Source organism: Shewanella jiangmenensis (assembly GCF_018596335.1).
In the GTDB taxonomy this organism is placed as follows: Bacteria; Pseudomonadota; Gammaproteobacteria; order Enterobacterales; family Shewanellaceae; genus Shewanella; species Shewanella jiangmenensis.
Genome location: NZ_JAHEPS010000002.1, coordinates 223,686 through 241,065 on the forward strand (window position 1 = coordinate 223,686; position 17,380 = coordinate 241,065).

9 protein-coding genes are annotated in these 17,380 nt (G+C 57.5%); 6 read left to right on the forward strand and 3 right to left on the reverse strand.

Going from position 1 to position 17,380, the window contains the following annotated elements:
• Nucleotides 1–11: 11 nt before the first annotated feature.
• Both KJI95_RS06540 and rapA read right to left on the reverse strand, forming a co-directional pair.
• The gene (locus tag KJI95_RS06540; RefSeq protein WP_214506383.1) at nt 12–1,259 is read right to left on the reverse strand and encodes a DUF3530 family protein; all 1,248 of its coding nucleotides are present in this window, start codon (nt 1,257–1,259) and stop codon (nt 12–14) included.
• A 317-nt stretch (nt 1,260–1,576) separates the two neighbouring features.
• Nucleotides 1,577–4,480 carry an RNA polymerase-associated protein RapA gene (gene rapA / locus KJI95_RS06545; RefSeq protein ID WP_214506384.1) on the reverse strand — a complete coding sequence of 968 codons (2,904 nt, stop codon included), beginning with the start codon at nt 4,478–4,480 and terminating at the stop codon, nt 1,577–1,579.
• A gap of 311 nt (nt 4,481–4,791) precedes the next feature.
• Between rapA and KJI95_RS06550 the strand changes: the two genes are divergently transcribed.
• The 4 genes from KJI95_RS06550 (at nt 4,792) to KJI95_RS06565 (ending at nt 13,243) form a co-directional block, all read left to right on the forward strand.
• On the forward strand, nt 4,792–6,180 hold the full coding sequence (locus KJI95_RS06550) for a PhoH family protein (RefSeq protein ID WP_214506385.1): 1,389 nt from the start codon (nt 4,792–4,794) through the stop codon (nt 6,178–6,180).
• A 214-nt stretch (nt 6,181–6,394) separates the two neighbouring features.
• Complete coding sequence (locus KJI95_RS06555; protein WP_214506386.1) at nt 6,395–10,114, forward strand: response regulator; 3,720 nt, start codon at nt 6,395–6,397, stop codon at nt 10,112–10,114.
• A 10-nt stretch (nt 10,115–10,124) separates the two neighbouring features.
• Nucleotides 10,125–12,500, forward strand: coding sequence for a zinc-dependent metalloprotease (locus tag KJI95_RS06560; RefSeq protein WP_214506387.1), 2,376 nt, complete (start codon nt 10,125–10,127; stop codon nt 12,498–12,500).
• A gap of 203 nt (nt 12,501–12,703) precedes the next feature.
• Nucleotides 12,704–13,243 carry a hypothetical protein gene (locus KJI95_RS06565; RefSeq protein ID WP_214506388.1) on the forward strand — a complete coding sequence of 180 codons (540 nt, stop codon included), beginning with the start codon at nt 12,704–12,706 and terminating at the stop codon, nt 13,241–13,243.
• Between the two features lie 117 nt (nt 13,244–13,360).
• On the opposite strand, the gene KJI95_RS06570 is transcribed toward KJI95_RS06565, so the two are convergent.
• Nucleotides 13,361–14,722, reverse strand: a complete 1,362-nt coding sequence (locus KJI95_RS06570; RefSeq protein WP_214506389.1) for an MATE family efflux transporter — start codon at nt 14,720–14,722, stop codon at nt 13,361–13,363.
• A gap of 235 nt (nt 14,723–14,957) precedes the next feature.
• Here KJI95_RS06570 and KJI95_RS06575 point away from each other — a divergent pair, with 235 nt between their 5' ends.
• On the forward strand, nt 14,958–15,248 hold the full coding sequence (locus KJI95_RS06575) for a co-chaperone GroES (RefSeq protein WP_203325018.1): 291 nt from the start codon (nt 14,958–14,960) through the stop codon (nt 15,246–15,248).
• 55 nt (nt 15,249–15,303) lie between these two features.
• Entirely contained in the window at nt 15,304–16,941 is a 1,638-nt protein-coding gene (groL, locus tag KJI95_RS06580; RefSeq protein WP_214506390.1) for a chaperonin GroEL, read from the forward strand.
• The last annotated feature ends 439 nt before the right edge of the window (nt 16,942–17,380 follow it).

The window sequence follows — 17,380 nt, forward strand, 5'->3', positions numbered from 1 at the left end:
CCCGGTGCGGTTTAAGGCGTCTTCTTACTGTTTGGATCGGCCGGGGTAGGCTCAGTCTGCGCCGGGTTTGCTGGCTGCGGATCTGATTTTGACTGCGGATCGCTTTGCTGTGGATCCGTTGCTGGTTGCTCTGGATTTTGCGCCTCCTGAGCTTGGCCACTGTCGCCTTGCGAAGTCGGACTTTCCTGAGCCTGACTGTCCTGAGTTTGATTGTCCTGAGCCTGAGCAGCCTCAAGATCCGGCGCCGTCATCCCCGGCGGCATGAAAGAGGCTGGCTCTGAGTCAGCCTCGGCGCCTTGGCCTGCATCTGCAGCGTTAGTATTTGCATTTCCGCCTTCGCTATTCCCATTGCCGCCGGAGGCGTCGTCATTGCCACGCTGCATCGCTGGGTTTGCTCCGGCGCGCTTGATGGTGGCCGCAAAGCCGCGGATGGCGCTGAGGGAGTCGGCCCAGGCGTCTGGCTCGCTGATATTGAGTGCAAGCAAAAGCTGGCGATAACTGAGGGCATCTTTCATCGATGAGCTTGCCAGGCGCAGCGCAGCGCTGGCAAGGCTGGCGCGGTTGGCGTCGGGTGCCTGAATGTCGAGCACAGGCACTTCCAGCGTGGCGATAAGCCCGGGCAGCAGTGCATCGAATTCGGGGGACTCACTGTAGGGATTGATGGTGACCAGCAGATCCGGCTGAGCAATACGGCCATCGGCCAGAAGTTTAATCACCAGGCCGGCGCTGCGATCCATCGCCACCAAAATGCGTTTGCCGGGGTAGGCGGCGCCTATCTGGGCCAGCTCGCCAAGGCTTTGTTCGACAAACTTAAGCTGAGTGTCCACATGCTTTTGCCACTCTTCCTTGCTGTGGGTTGCCATGGCTTCGCCCTGATGGCTGGCAAGCTGCTTGTCTCCGGCCTGGGTGACCTGCTCCGGCGCTGTGGTAAAACTCGGATGGGGCGGGTTTTGCGGCGGCGTCATGCTGATACTGGCCCAGCCAATCGGGCTTAAGCCGTCGCGAAGGTACGCCACCAAACCCGGTGCATCCGGGCCAAAACCTGTGTCGGCAAAAATAATCACGGCACCGTATTGCTGCTTGCCCTCCCAGGGGCGAACCAGCACCGGCAGGGTCTTGCCTTCAATGCTGATTGAGCGCTGCTGACGGCTTTTAAGGTAATCGAAGACCGGATCGTCGGCGCCATAGGCCTTGGTGCCCGCCGATGCGGCCAGCACGGCGAGTAGCAGGGAGGTGAGCAGCGCCTTTGTGGCTCCCATGGACATTCCTTCAATCAAATCCCAATACCATCAAAATGATAACCCATCCTTCCTCATCGTGGCAGCGGATTGTCGTGGCCTGTTGCTGTTCATCTTGCCTCGCGCGGCTTGGGCTCAGTAATGGTGCTGTGTTGGCTCGGCGGCGCCTTTGGACTGGAACGACGCTGTCGCTGTACTGGATCGGCGCAGCTTCTGGACTGTCTCTCGACTGTCTCTGGACTGGCTCTGTGATTCGGCGTCGCGAATCGGGCAGGCGAAAACAAAAAGACCCGCCGGAGCGGGTCTTTTGAGTGGTCGGCAGTTGCTTCGGCCCTGCTTTAGGCGTGGCTGACCAGCACCAGACGGATAGCGTCGAGCTTAAGCTGGGTGTTGCCAAGGTAACCCGAGAGCTCGGTCATCAGGTTTTTCAGGTGATCCAGCTCTTCGTCACGAATGTTCGGGTTCACCGCTTTAAGTGACTCAAGCCGTGACAGCTCGGCGCCAAGCTGGCTTTCCATCCGGCTCTTGGCTTCATCGGTGAGTTTGGCGAGCGACTCGGCAGCAAACTCATCGCCCTTGGCAAACAGCGGATGCAGCATGGTCTGGGAGGCGTTAACTAACTTGCTGGCGATATGGCGGTTAACGCCAGACAGCTGCTTGTCGAAGTTATCGTAATCCACCTTGTCCGACAGGTTGTTGCCGTTTTTATCCAGCAGCACCCGCACCGGTGTTGGCGGCAGGTAACGGTACAGTTGGCTCGATTTAGGCGCCGTAGTCTCGGCCAGATAAATCAGCTCGAGGAAAATAGTGCCCGCCGGCAGTGCCTTGTTTTTCAGCAGCGCCACACAGGTGGTGCCCGTGTCTGAGCCTGTGATGAGGTCAAGACCGGTCTGAATAAGCGGATGCTCGAGAGTGATAAGGGCAATATCGTCCCGCGACAGCGCGGTGTTTCTGTCGAAGGTCACCGTCAGACCATCCTCGGTGATGCCGGGGTAGGTCGGGAACATCATATGATCTGTGGTGCGCAGCACTATGCTGTTTTCGCCGCGATCGTCCTGATCTATGCCAATCACGTCCCACAGGCGGATTACAGAGGCAATCAGGTCTGTATCTTCGTCGGCATCGGCGAGTTTGGCGGCCAGCGCCTCGGCGCGGTTGCCGCCGTGGCTTGACAGCTCCAGCAAACGGTCGCGGCCCTGCTCCATGGCAGACTTAAGCTCGCGGTAGCGGCTCTGGGTGTCGTGCATCAAATCCTCAAGCTCGTCGCTCTCGCCGGTCAGCACCGGCAGCAGGCGCTCTTTAAACTCGCTGAACAGCACATGGCCCGCAGGGCAGGTGGTTTCAAAGGCGCACAGGCCGCTGTGATACCACTGCATCAGGGTTTCCTGTGCTGTGTCCTTGATAAAGGGCAGGTGGATTTGCACGTCGTGACGCTGGCCGATACGGTCCAGACGGCCGATGCGCTGCTCCAGCAGATCCGGATTCAGCGGCAAATCGAACAGCACCAGATGGCTTGCAAACTGGAAGTTACGGCCTTCAGAGCCGATTTCGGAGCAAATCAGCGCCTGAGCGCCGCCTTCTTCCTGGGCAAAGTAAGCACCGGCCTTGTCGCGATCGATAATCGACATGCCTTCGTGGAATACGGTGGCCTGAATACCTTCGCGGGTGCGCAGCGCTTCTTCCAGTGCCAGCGCGGTTTCGGCGCGGCTTGCGATCACCAGCACCTTTTTGGAGCGGTGGGCTTTCAAGAAGTCGATAAGCCAGTCGACCCGGGGGTCGAACTTCCACCAACTGGCGTTGTTGTCGTCGAATTCCTGATAGATGCGCTCAGGGTTCAACGCCTGGGCTACCTTGCCTTCGAGTGTGCGGGCGCCGCCCATCATGGCGTTTACCCGCATGGCGGTAACGTATTGCTCCGGCATCTCAAAGCCGTGGCCGTGGAATTCGCGCTTGGGGAAACCCTTGACCGAGGCGCGGCTGTTACGGAACAGCACGCGGCCGGTGCCGTGGCGATCGAGCAGCTCCTGCAGCAGCTCTTCGCGGGCGGCCTGGCGCAGCTCGTCATCGAGGTGCTCGGCCTGAATTTGGCGGATGGCCGGGGCTATGTCTTTTTCAGACAAAAGCTCGGTCAGGCCGTTGATGGCTTCGTCACTGAGTTTCACACCGCTCGACAATGCTTCGGCGGCTTCGGCCACGGCCTGATAGCCTTTCTCTTCTTCAAGGAAGGCCTGATAGTCGTAAAAGCGATCCGGATCCAACAGGCGCAAACGGGCAAAGTGGCTCTGGTGGCCGAGCTGATCCGGGGTTGCGGTCAGCAGCAGCACGCCCGGTACCACGGCGGCCAGGGCTTCCACTACCTGATAGGCGCGGCTTGGCTCGTCTTCGCTCCACTCGAGGTGATGGGCTTCGTCCACCACCATCAGATCCCAGTCGGCTTCCAGCGCCTGATCCAGACGGCGTTTTTTACGCAGCAGTTCCAGCGAACATATCACCAGCTGCTCGGTGTAGAAGGGGTTGTCGTGATCGGCAAAGGCCTCGACGCAGCGGTCTTCATCGAATACCGAAAAGCGCAGGTTGAAGCGGCGCAGCATCTCAACCAGCCACTGGTGGCGCAGGGTGTCGGGCACTATCACCAGTACCCGTTCGGCGCGGCCGGTAATGAGCTGCTGATGAATAATCAGACCCGCTTCGATGGTCTTGCCCAGACCCACTTCGTCGGCGAGCAGTACGCGGGGGGCGTGACGGCGGCCCACTTCATGGGCAATCCACAGCTGGTGCGGAATAAGGCCAACCCGTGGCCCCTGCAGACCCAGCAGCGGTGAGCTTGCCTGCTTGTGGCGCAGAAGCTGCGATTTATAGCGCACGCCAAAGCGCTCGATGCGATCGATTTGACCGGCGTACAGGCGATCCTGCGGCTTGTTGAAGCGAATATTGTGCTCGAGCAGGGTCTCGCGCAGCATGGTTTCTTCGCCTGTGTCGGTGCGCTTACCAAAGTAAAACACCAGGCCGTTCATTTCTTCGAGCTTGTCGACCGTCATGCTCCAGCCTTCGGCGGCATCAATGGTGTCGCCGGGGTTGTAGATAACGCGGGTCAGCGGCGCTTCGGCCATGGCAAACATGCGGTTTTCACCCGTGGCAGGAAACAGCACAGTCACCATGCGCCCTTCAACCTGCACCACTGTGCCCAAACCTAACTCCGACTCTGTATCACTTATCCAGCGCTGCCCGATCGCGAACGACATCTTACACTCTCAACTCTAGGGGAAACTCAAAGGGCGCGTATGTTATACCAACGGCCCGAATATTTGAATCAGCCTAGAACCGCAAAATCACACTGGCAACCCCGCTATTTGTCATGCCGTTGTAACAGAGCTGCAGTTGAATGAAACTCAGCGTTTTGGGTGGTTGAGCTTTTGAGGGAAGGGTGCCAGTATTAAGTTAATGACGGAGCAGGAAATTGTCCCTTCGTCAGCCTAACAGGGAGGAAGCCGCCGCAGTTACACAGCCTGATGTTGAAACATTATCGCCCATTGTCACTAAAACCGGAGGCGCCATGGAACAAGACGACAGAAAGTTGTTTGTACTGGATACCAATGTTTTATTGCACGAACCTTTAGCGATTTATTCTTTCAAAGAGCACGATGTGGTCGTCCCCATGACAGTGCTGGAAGAGCTCGATTCCATCAAGGACCGCAAGCGGGATGTCAGCCGCGATGCCCGTGTCGCCATTCGCGCGCTGGAGGATACCCTCGGCGGCGAAACCACCCCCGAACAAATTCTTGCCGGTGTACCTCTGCCAGCCCGTGAAGGCCACGACGCATCAGGCACCCTGGCCATCTTCCCCGACCATCAACTCGAAATGAGCTCCGGCCTGCCGGGCGACCATAACGACAACCGCATCATCAACACCGCGCTGCACCTGCAGAAGATGCACGACCCGCGCCCCGTGGTGCTGGTCACCAAAGATATCAATATGCGCCTGAAGGCCAAGGGCGCCGGCATCAAGTTGGTCGAAGACTACCGCACCGACCAGCTGATTGACGATATCCGCTTTTTAACCAAAGGCTTTCATCAGTTTGACGGTAACTTCTGGGAGCACCTTGAGAAGGTGTCCACCACCCGTCATGGCCGCCAGACCATCCACGAGGTGCCGCTTAAGGATCTCGAAGACGACCACCTGTACATCAACCAATATCTGATTGACGAAGAATCCGATTTTTGCGGCCGGGTGCTCAGCAAAGACGACACCCATCTGCATATCCTTGACCTTGGCCGCAGCCGCCTGCTGAATCTGCAGGCCTGGGGCATTAAGCCCAAAAACGTGTATCAGGGCATGGCGCTGCAGGCGCTCCTCGACCCCGATATCGACATGGTTATCCTCACCGGTCCTGCCGGCTGCGGTAAAACCCTGCTGGCGATGGCGGCAGCGCTGGAGCTGGTGGTGGAGCGCAATCAGTACGACAAGGTGATAGTGACCCGCAATACCCCCGAGATTGCCGAGTCCATCGGCTTTTTGCCCGGCACCGAAGAAGAGAAGATGGCGCCCTGGCTTGCCGCCATCACCGACACCCTCGAAGTGCTGCACAAGAACGATGTAAATCCCCACGGCTCGATGAGCTACATCATGGATAAGGCGAATATCCAGTTCAAATCCATTAACTTTATGCGTGGCCGCTCCATCCAGAACGCCATAGTGCTGCTGGATGAATGTCAAAACCTGACCGCATCGCAAATCAAAACCATGATCACCCGCATGGGCGAGGGCACCAAGCTGATTTGCTCAGGCAACCTGGCGCAGATTGACTCGAACTACCTCACCGCCGTGACCTCGGGTCTGACCTACATAGTCGAGCGTTTCAAAGACTTTGAAGGCAGCGCCAACGTGTACCTTAACGGTGTGGTGCGCTCCCGTCTGGCGGAGTTTGCCGAGGAGCACTTGTAACGCCTTTGCGCCGCATCACAGACAATCGGACCCGCAAGGGTCCGTTTTTTTAGCTCAAACACTAAAAAAGCCAATGATTTGAAACAAAATCGTCCACAATTATTTTGGCGTTATGGCCGCTAATTTATGTGACTGACTCAGGCTTCCTGTTACTATAGCCAGTCAGGTTTTGCGGGGAGTTGGCCCCGCGATTGGGGATGCCAAAGGGTTTTTGATGAAATCGACTGAGCGGGATTTGCAGCTCAAATCGCCCATCCAGCGCGACTACAACCGGGCCGTGTTTTACACCTACATAGGTGTAATAGTGATGGCCTGTCTCACCGCCTGGTTTTTCTTCGACCGGGAAAAGTCGCAGTTGCTGACGCAGCGCGAAGAGCAAATCGACCGGCACGTATTGCAGATAGACCTCTTGCTTGAGTCCAGCATCCGCGCGGTGAAAAGTTTGCGCGATGTGGCCGTGGACCACCTGCGCCTTGGCGAGCTGGTGCGTAAAGAGCGCCTGCCCCAGTACGAAAAATTCAATCAGGACGGCCAGTACTTTACCCTCGAACCCCACTACGCCGAGAGCAGCAAGCCCTTTACCAACATGGGCCGCATCACAGGCGTGGGCAGCCTCAAAGACAGGCCCGATCGTTTTTATCAGGAGCTCGAAATGCTGTTCGAGCTGTCGCTGTCGTTCCCGGTGGCCAAAGAGGCGGCGCCCAAGGCGTCGGCCATCTACTACATCTCCAAGCGGCGGATGATGTCTTACTATCCCTGGCCTGTGGATGAGCAGCGCTTTCGCGACGAGCTGCTGAACAAGAAACAATTCCTGCTGGCCACCCCCGCCATGAACCCCCAGCGCAGCGTGTTTTGGAGTGAGGCCTACCTCGACTCCAGCGACAAGGGGCTTTTGACCACCCTCGGGGTGCCGATTTACCTTGAAGATGAGTTTATCGGCTCCATCAACCTCGACATGACGCTGGCGTCGCTGGCGCGGCAAATCCGGCTCTACTTCAAGATGCCGGGCACAGTGATTTTGCTCGACCAGAGCAACAACATACTGTCGCACTCCGACATGGCCAATGACGATATCAAGCGGGTGTATCACATCAGCCAGCGCATTCCGTCGGAGCTGCATTCGCTGCCGGAGTCGGAGCTTTTTGATGCCTCCGGCGGGGTTATTCGCAACGGCTATTACATTCACGCGGTGGCGCTGCATAACGCGCCCTGGCGTTTGCTGTACATTCAGGACGTGGATGAGCTGTTCAACGACAGCTGGGAGAAGCTGCAGCTGACCTTTATTCTGGTGGTGCTGGCCTTATCGATTCTGGTGACCATAGTGCACTGGCAGACCCGCCGCTCCTTCGTAAGCCCGGCCTCCAAGCTGCTGTCGCACCTCGAAGGCTGCTCGCAGCAGCCCCGTGGCGTGCCTGAGGTGATTACCCCTGGCTGGGAGCCATGGTTCCAGCTCATCAGCCGTATTTTTGAAGAAAACCAGCAATATACCAAGCACCTTGCCGAGCAGAACAAGCGCCTCGACAAGCTGGTGGCGCGCCGCACCGAGCGGCTTAAAGAAACCACCGAGAAGCGCGAGCGGGAATATGCGCTGCTGCGCTCCTTGCTCGACTCCATTCCCGAAGCGATTGTCTTTAAAGACAAAGAAGGTCAGTACCTTGGCTGTAACAAGTCGGCCGAGCGCATGCTGGGCTTCAGCGAAGCCGAGATGATTGGCCTGTCCAGCGACGAGCTGACCACCCCTGAACTTGCCAGCCGTATCCGCGCCGAAGACGAGCAGGTGCTGGCCGAGCGCACGCCGCTGCGCTATCAGGAAAAGATTGAGCTCGCCGGCAAGCCGGTGCTGCTCGATACGCTCAAGCTGCCGTTTTACAACCGCCGCGGCGAGCTGATGGGTCTGATTGCGGTATGGCGTGACGTGACCCGCGAATACGAATCCGCCGAGCAGCTCAGGCTTTCGGAAGAGCGTTACCACCTCGCCATGGACGCGGTGGAAGACGGCCTGTGGGACTGGTACCTCGACTCAGAGCAAATCATCTGTAACCCGGCGTATTACTCCATGCTCGGCTACAAGACCAACGAGTTTCCGGCGCTGTTATCCACCATCGACAGCCTTATTCATCCTGACGATCGCATCCGGGTGCAGGAATACCGCGAGCAGTACCTTAAAGACCCGATTGGCGCCTACGAGATTGAGTTCCGCATGCGCGCCAAAACCGGCCAGTACCACTGGATGCTGAGCCGTGGCCGGGTGGTGGAATTTACCCAGGATGCCCAGCCCAAGCGGATGGTCGGTACCCACAAAGACATCACCCGTCACAAGAGCAACGAAGTGGCGCTGCTGGAAGCCAAGCAGGACGCCGAGCTTGCCAACCTGTACAAGAGTGAATTCCTGGCCAACATGAGCCACGAAATCCGCACCCCGATGAACGCCATCATCGGTATGTTGCAGCTTGCCGGGCGCACCAGCCTTACCGAGCAGCAAAAGGATTACCTCGACAAGGCGAGCTTCTCGGCCCAGTCGCTGCTTAGGATCATCAACGACATCCTCGACTTCTCCAAAATCGAAGCCGGTAAGCTTGAGCTTGAAAAAGTCTCCTTCCCGCTCGACAAGGTGCTGGACCACACCCTGGATCTCAACGCCCTCAAGGCGCAGGAGAAGGGCATTGAGCTCTTGCTGTACGCCCCTGTCACCGCCGGGCTGATGCTCAAGGGCGACCCGCTGCGCCTCGGGCAGGTGCTGATTAATCTTCTCTCCAACGCGGTTAAATTTACCCAGCACGGTGAGATTGAACTTGGCTGTGAAGACGTTGGCGAGCGTGACCATCGCATTACCCTTAAGTTTTGGGTGCGTGATACAGGCATAGGTATCAGCCGCGAGCAGCAGGACAAGCTGTTTGACGCGTTTGCTCAGGCCGACGGCTCCACCACCCGCAAATACGGCGGCACCGGCCTTGGCCTGTCCATCAGTAAGCATCTGGTGTCCATGATGGGCGGCACCATGCAGGTAGAGAGTGAACCCGGCGCCGGTTCCACCTTCAGCTTTACCGTAAGCTTTGAGATAGCCGAAGAAGCCAAGCTCGAGCCTATGATAGTGCCCGAGCGCCTCGCGAGCCTGCGCACCCTGGTGGTGGACGATAACCCCACAGCGCTGCAAATCTATTCCACCGTGATGCGCGATTTCCACTTTGAGGTGGATAGCGCCGCCAGTGGCGCCGAGGCACTCTATAAACTGGTACGTAATCCGGTGGATCTGGTGCTGCTCGACTGGATGATGCCCGAGATGGACGGCATGCAGGTAATCGATGCCATCGACCAGCTGGTGGCCGACGGCAAGCTTGCCAAACGGCCGGTGGTGATAGTGATGACCGCCTACGCCGCCGAGCCGATGCGGATGGACATGGACGGCGAGCGGATTTTTGCCATGCTGCAAAAGCCGTTCAAGGCCTCGACCCTGTTTGATGAAATCATGCGCGCCTTTGCGCCTTCGGCTCCCGAGGCGCTGCCCGAGCCTGAGGTGGCCGCCGATGGCGAGCATCGCGGCGTGGTGCTCCTGGTGGAAGATAACTTTATCAACCAGCAGGTGGCGACCGAGCTTCTGAAGAGTGCCGGATATGAAGTGGATGTGGCCGACAATGGCCAGATTTCACTCGAGATGGTTGAAAAGCGCAGCTACGATGCGGTACTCATGGATATACAAATGCCGGTGATGGATGGTCTCACCGCGGCGGCTGAGCTGCGTAAGCGTTACAGTTTCGATGCGCTGCCGATTATCGCCATGACCGCCCACGCCATGTCCGGTGACAGGGAAAAGAGCCTCGCGGCGGGCATGAATGCCCACATTACCAAGCCGATAGTGCTCACTGAATTGTTTGAAACCTTAAGTCACTGGATTGGCCATAAAGAGCAACACAAAACCCCTGACTCAAGTTTGTAAAGGAGAACACATGAAACCCTCACCCCTCGCGCTTGCCCTGATGCTAGTCTTTTTGCCGGTGCCTGCGCTGATGGCCGCCGATGCCACAGGTGTCAGGCAGAGTAAGTCAGAGCAGGGTTTTTTGACGCTTCAATACGACAACAAGGGCGAGGTCTATGTGGAGGCAAACCGGCTCAACAAGCCGTTTTTGCTGGTGACCAGCCTGCCTCAGGGCGTGGGCTCCAACGACATAGGGCTCGACCGTGGCCAGCTTGGCCGCACCCGCATGGTGCAGTTTGAGCGCATCGGCCCCGACCTTATCCTGCGCGAGCTTAACACCCGTTACCGCGCCGATACCGACTATGCCCCCGAGCAAAGAGCCGTAAAAGAAGCCTTTGCCGACTCAATTCTGTGGCGTGCGCCGCTCGATGGCAAAGGCGCACGGGCGCCTTTGAGTGGCCTGGTTATCAACGACCTGCACGGCGTGGCCGATGCCCTTAAAGCCACAGGCCAGGGCAGTTATCAGCTCGATGCCTCCCGCTCGATGATACTGCCTGAATACGTTAAATCTTTTCCCAAAAACAGCGACATCGATGTGCAGCTGACCTTCGCCTCGGGCGAAGCCGGTGCCAGAGTCGCCGAAGTGACGCCGGACCCCAAAGCCGTGTCCATCCGCATGCGTTACTCTTTTATCGCGCTGCCGGAGCAGGGTTACAGCCCGAGGGACTATCACCCGCAAAGCGGCTACCTTTCTGACCAATACACCGACTTTGCCACCGCAATCGATGAGAGTGTGGTCAAGCGCCACCTGCTGCGTCACCGGCTGGTGAAAAAGAACCCCGGCCCAGCGCCATCCGAAGTGGTTGAGCCCATAGTCTATTACCTCGACCCGGGCGTGCCTGAGCCTATCCGCAGTGCGCTTTTGGACGGCGGCCGCTGGTGGACCGAGGCCTTTAACGCCGCCGGATTTATCAATGGCTTCAAGATGGAGCTGCTGCCGGAAGATGCCGACCCGCAGGACGTACGCTACAACGTAGTGCAGTGGGTGCACCGCGCCAGCCGTGGCTGGTCTTACGGCTCCTTTATTGCCGATCCCCGCAGCGGCGAAATCATCAAGGGCCATGTCACCCTCGGCAGCCTGCGGGTACGTCAGGATCACCTGATTGCCCGAGGTCTTACCGCCGGATGGGAAGACCGCGACGCCGCCGCCAAGGCCGCTTCGCATCTCGCGCTTGAGCGCATCCGTCAGCTGTCGGCCCACGAGATTGGCCATACCCTCGGCCTTGACCATAACTTTGCCGCCTCCGGCAACAACAATGCCTCTGTGATGGATTACCCCCATCCGCTTATCACCATCAAAGAAAGCAAAATTGATATCAGCACCCCCTACAGCCCCGGTGTGGGCGAGTGGGACAAGTTTGCCATCGCCTACGGCTACGGCGACTTTGGCAGCAACGAAGCGGCGGCGCTGAAAAAGCTGTTAACCGAGGTGCAAACCAAGGGCCTGCGTTACATAGGCGAAAACGACTCCCGCAGCGCGGATGCGAGCCACGCCTACGCCAGTCTTTGGGACAATGGTCCGGACCCTGTGGCCGAGCTTGCCCGGCTGCAGCTGGTGCGCCGTCAGGCGCTCAATGACTTCAACCCTGCCTTAATGCGTGACGGTGAGCCGCTCGGCGAGCTTGCCGATGCGCTGGTGCCCATCTACCTGCTGACCCGCTATCAGATTGAAGCCGCCGCCAAGCTGATTGGCGGTACCGATTACGCCTACGATGGCGCTTACAGCTGGAACTACATAGCGCCGGATCTGCAAAAGCAGGCACTCGGCACCTTGCTGACCACACTCGATACCGCCGAACTTGCGCTGCCTCAGGGGCTCAGCGAAAGCCTGCTCCCCAAGGCCGGCAATTACAGCGCCACCCGCGAAAGCTTCGCTTCATCCCTCGGGGTGGTGACAGATCCTGTGGGCATGGCCGAAGTGCTCTCGCGCCACACAGTGTCTGCGCTGCTTGCGCCCAAGCGCCTTAACCGGGTTGAGCAGGGGTTCCAGAATGACGGCGAGCAGCTGTCAGTCACTGCCATTGTCGATAAGCTTTTTGCCGTCACCCTGTTCCAGGAAGGCAAGGCCGGTGTAGAGCGTGGCATCTGGATGCGGGTTAACGCCGTGGCCATCGATGGCTTGCTCGAGGCGTTTCACAGCAAAGACAGCAGCCCGGAAGTGAAAGCCGTGCTTGGTGCAAGGCTTGCCTACGCCCGCACTCAGCTTGAGCGCAAATCTGCCCGCTCCAGCGAGGCCGATGCCGCCCATTTCAACTTCCTTACCCGTGGCATTACCCGCGGGCTGGATGATGCAAACCAGCGTATCATCAGCGCGCCGCTGCCGATGCCGCCCGGTTCCCCGATATAAGCGGCTTATCGGTTACGTGAGCCAATACTTGGCCTAAAGCTGACAGAGCTTGGCGTAAAAACTGACAGAACCCGCACTGGCGGGTTCTTTTTTGAGCAGCCGCACAAAGCTGGCATCTCATACTTTGGTTGCGCGCCCGATACGCAAAAGGCTGTTACTATTCCTTTCTAGTGTAAAGAGTCCATTTTTCAAAGGATTGAACAATGACCCGATTGATATTGATTATCTCACTGATGGTCGGCGCCTTTTACGGCTACCGCCATTTTTTGGCCCCACTGCCACTCGAAAGCCACTTCCTGTCCAGTATTCCGGTAAAGGTTCGCATGTTGCCTTCGCCCCATGTCGCCTCGCGCATGACAGGGCAGGTGAGCGTGGAGCAGGTGATTAATCAGCAGGCCGAATACAAAGACATGAGCCTGATAGTGCTCGCCATGGGCACGGCCTTTGATGAGTTTGACGATCAGGATATCGACGAGTTGTCGCTGGAAGATTTTGACAGCATCAGCCGCCGTTTTGGTACCGACATGGGCATCAACGCCGCCATAGTCCGGCGCGGCTTTATCCGCCATCAGGGTAAAAAGGGCTATGAGCTGGTGGTCAATCTAGGCAATGATAAGGGCGAGATGGTGCAGCATGTGTACACCCACAACAACCATCTGCTGCTGCTTATGGCCACCTACAACGAAAACGATCGCGAGAAAAAAACCGCGCTCGCCTTCCTCGATTCGGTCGAGTTTCTTTGAAATAGTTTGAAAGAGTCTGACAGAGACGATAGACGAGGTTCTAGGTTCTAGGTTCTAGGTTCTAGGTTCTAGGTTCTAGGTTCTAGGTTCTAGGTTCTGGGTTCTAGGTTCTAGGGCCTAGACTCTGGAACCCGCTCCCGGCGCATTTTCATGCTCGGTAACCCGGCTCGCCAGATAATAACAGGCGATGCCCATCAGCACGTTGGTCAGCGGCAGCGCCAGCATCAGCCCCTTCACGCCATAGATAAACATCCCCAGCGCACACAAAGGCAGCATCAGCAAAAACAAGCGGCAGATGTTGATGGTGAGCGACGCCATGGGGCGGTGAAAGGCATTGAGTGAGGTCGCGACAATAATCACCACCCCCAGCGGGCCGTAGGCGGCGGGCAGGGCGATGATGTAAAAGGTGAGCCACTCCACCACCTTGGGATCGTCACTGAAAAGCCCGGCAATCGGCGCTGCCAGCAGCAGCAATGGCAGATACAGCAAAAACTGGAACAAGAGCACAAAGCGCAGCGACATCATCAAGGCGTCACGCGCCCGCTCGGGCTGACCCGCGCCAAGGTTTTGGGCGATAAAGGGCATCAGGCTCGATGACAGCGCCATCACCACAATCAAAAGCACAGATTCAAGCCGGGTACCGGCACCAAAGGCGGCCACCGCGCCATGGTCGATGCGTGCCAGCATCGCCATAATCACTGCGTTGGCGATGGGGTTCATCAGGTTCATCAGCGCGGCGGGGCGGGCGATATGGGCAAGCCTGCGCCAGTTCTCCTTAAGCCGGCCCCAGGCGATTTCAGTCAGGCTCAGCATCCGCCGTTTAACAATCAGCAGATAGCCCGAGAGCGACATGGCCACCATCCAGGAAATCACAGTCGCTATTGCCGCGCCCTGCATTTCAAGCCTCGGGAAGGGGCCAAGACCAAAAATCAGCAAGGGGTCGAGAATAAGGTTGATGATGGCGGCAAGGGCCATAATCTGCGCGGGTGACTTGGTATCGCCGGTGGCGCGAAGCCCCTGATTCCCCACCATTAACAGCACCAGCAGCGGGCTGCCGAGGTACCACACCAGCATGTACTCATGGATAAGCGGCAGGCTCGATTGATTGGCGCCAAGCAAGCTGAACAGCGGGTCGATAAACATCAGCCCCAGCGAGGCCAGGGTGCCGATAAGGGCAAAGGTGATAAGCAGCGCATCGTGTAAAAACACCTTGGCCTCGGGGGCGTTGCCCGAGCCAATCAGGCGGCCAAGGTTGGTCGAGACCCCGGCGCCTATGCCCACGGCAATGCTGGACAGCAGCAAGGTAACCGGAAAGGTAAAGCTGATGGCGGCCAGCGCTTCGGTGCCAAGCTGGCTGACAAAAAAGGTATCCACCAGGCTGAAACCCAGAATGGTCAAAATCCCCAGCATATTGGGCAGGGTCATTTTTAACAGTACTGAGCCGATGGGCGCTGTTAAAAGGCCGTGTCTGTCTCTCATGGGGCCGGGTTCACTCTTACTTTATTTGCTGGGTTTCGAGGCGCGATTCTAACAGGAATGAGCCAAGGGATAGGAAATCGGCACCAAAAAATCCAAAAAATTTTTGTAAATCCCCCTTGAGTCCCACGGCCCTTGTCCCCATATAGCACTCATCGAGTCGCTCACTTGCAAGGTGGGCGGCGATATAAACATAACCGCCTCATTGCTGGGCAAAAATCATTAGGAGAATCCATAGATGAATATTCGTCCATTACATGACCGCGTCATCGTTAAGCGTCTGGAAGTGGAATCCACTTCAGCTGGTGGCATTGTGCTGACTGGCAGCGCGGCTGAAAAGTCTACCCGTGGCGAAGTGCTGGCGGTAGGCAATGGCCGGATCCTTGAGAACGGCACCGTGCGTCCGCTGGACGTGAAGGTGGGTGACGTGGTGATCTTCAACGAAGGTTACGGCGTGAAGAAAGAAAAAATCGACGGTCAGGAAGTGCTGATCCTGTCGGAAATGGATCTGATGGCTGTAGTGGGCTAATCCACTCCAATTGTGAAATTTCAGTCTAACGCAAAGTATTTAAAGGAAATCGAACATGGCAGCTAAAGAAGTAGTATTTGGTAATGACGCCCGCGTAAAAATGCTGGCCGGTGTAAACATTCTGGCCAACGCCGTTAAAGTGACCCTGGGTCCAAAAGGCCGCAACGTGGTGCTGGAAAAGAGCTTCGGCGCCCCGCTCATCACCAAAGACGGTGTATCTGTGGCCAAAGAAATCGAACTGGAAGACAAGTTCGAGAACATGGGCGCCCAGATGGTGAAGGAAGTGGCTTCCAAGGCCAACGACGCTGCCGGTGACGGCACCACCACCGCCACCGTACTGGCTCAGGCCATTGTTAACGAAGGTCTGAAGGCCGTTGCCGCTGGCATGAACCCAATGGATCTGAAGCGCGGTATCGACAAAGCCGTTGCCGCCGCCGTTATCGAACTCAAAGCCCTGTCTCAGGAATGTGCCGACTCCAAGGCCATTGCTCAGGTAGGTACCATCTCTGCCAACTCTGACGAGTCCATCGGTGAAATCATTGCCACCGCCATGGAAAAAGTGGGCAAAGAAGGCGTTATCACAGTTGAAGAAGGCACTGCGCTGGAAAACGAACTGGACGTAGTAGAAGGTATGCAGTTTGACCGCGGCTACCTGTCTCCTTACTTCATCAACAAGCCAGAAACCGGCTCTGTTGAACTGGACAACCCATTCGTGCTGCTCGTTGACAAGAAGATCTCCAACATCCGCGAACTGCTGCCAATCCTCGAAGGTCTGGCCAAGACCGGCAAGCCACTGCTCATCGTTGCCGAAGACGTCGAAGGCGAAGCCCTGGCGACTCTGGTTGTGAACAACATGCGCGGTATCGTGAAGGTTGCTGCCGTTAAAGCCCCGGGCTTTGGTGACCGTCGCAAGGCCATGCTGCAGGATATCGCCATCCTCACCGGTGGTACTGTTATCGCTGAAGAAATCGGTCTGGAGCTGGAAAAAGCCACTCTGGAAGACCTGGGTACTGCCAAGCGCGTTGTGATCACCAAGGACAACACCACCATCATCGATGGCAACGGTGCCGAGGAGCAGATCAAGGCTCGCGTAACCCAGATCAAACAGCAAATCGAAGAAACTTCTTCCGATTACGACCGTGAAAAACTGCAAGAGCGTATGGCCAAGCTGGCTGGCGGTGTTGCCGTAATCAAGGTTGGCGCTGCCACCGAAGTGGAAATGAAAGAGAAGAAAGCCCGCGTTGAAGACGCCCTGCACGCCACCCGCGCCGCCGTTGAAGAAGGCGTGGTACCAGGCGGCGGTGTAGCCCTGGTGCGCGTTGCTTCCAAGATTGCCAACGTAGACGTTACCAACGAAGATCAGAAGCACGGTGTGGTTATCGCCCTGCGCGCCATGGAAGCCCCACTGCGCCAAATCGCCACCAACGCCGGTGAAGAAGCCTCTGTAGTGGCCAACACTGTGAAGAACGGCACTGGTAACTTCGGTTACAACGCCGGTAACGACAGCTACGGCGACATGCTGGAAATGGGTATCCTGGACCCAACCAAGGTAACCCGCTCAGCGCTGCAGTTCGCGGCCTCTGTAGCCGGTCTGATGATCACCACCGAAGCCATGGTAGCTGAGCTGCCGAAGAAAGATGCCCCGGATATGGGTGGTATGGGTGGTGGTATGGGCGGCATGGGCATGATGTAAGCATCTGCCTCGCCGCAGATTGATCAAGGCGGTTGCCTTGGTCTCTCTGAGACCACAACTAAACCCAGCTTCGGCTGGGTTTAGTTTTTACGGCACAGGAAAAGGCCCGCGTATCGAACGCGGGCCTTTTCCATTTCAGTGGTTTCTGCTGGGGGCGGGGGAGTTGGTTGTGATTGGAATGGCTTCCGGCTTTATCGGGAACCACTTCTATGCATGGTAGCCGCTTGCAGCGGCTTAACGTCGTGGAGCTTCGCCCCACACCCGAGGAAAGGGGGGCAGTATCGACTTGCCCCCTTGTCCAATCCCCCAGCGACCCGCGACGAAGCGGACAACTCCTTGTGCGTTTTTGAGCCCATTGGCTACACGAGAGACTCGCATCCTGCTCGACCCTCGTGCTTCGACGTCCTGTCTCAGCTACGCCATGTGCTCAAACGCCCTG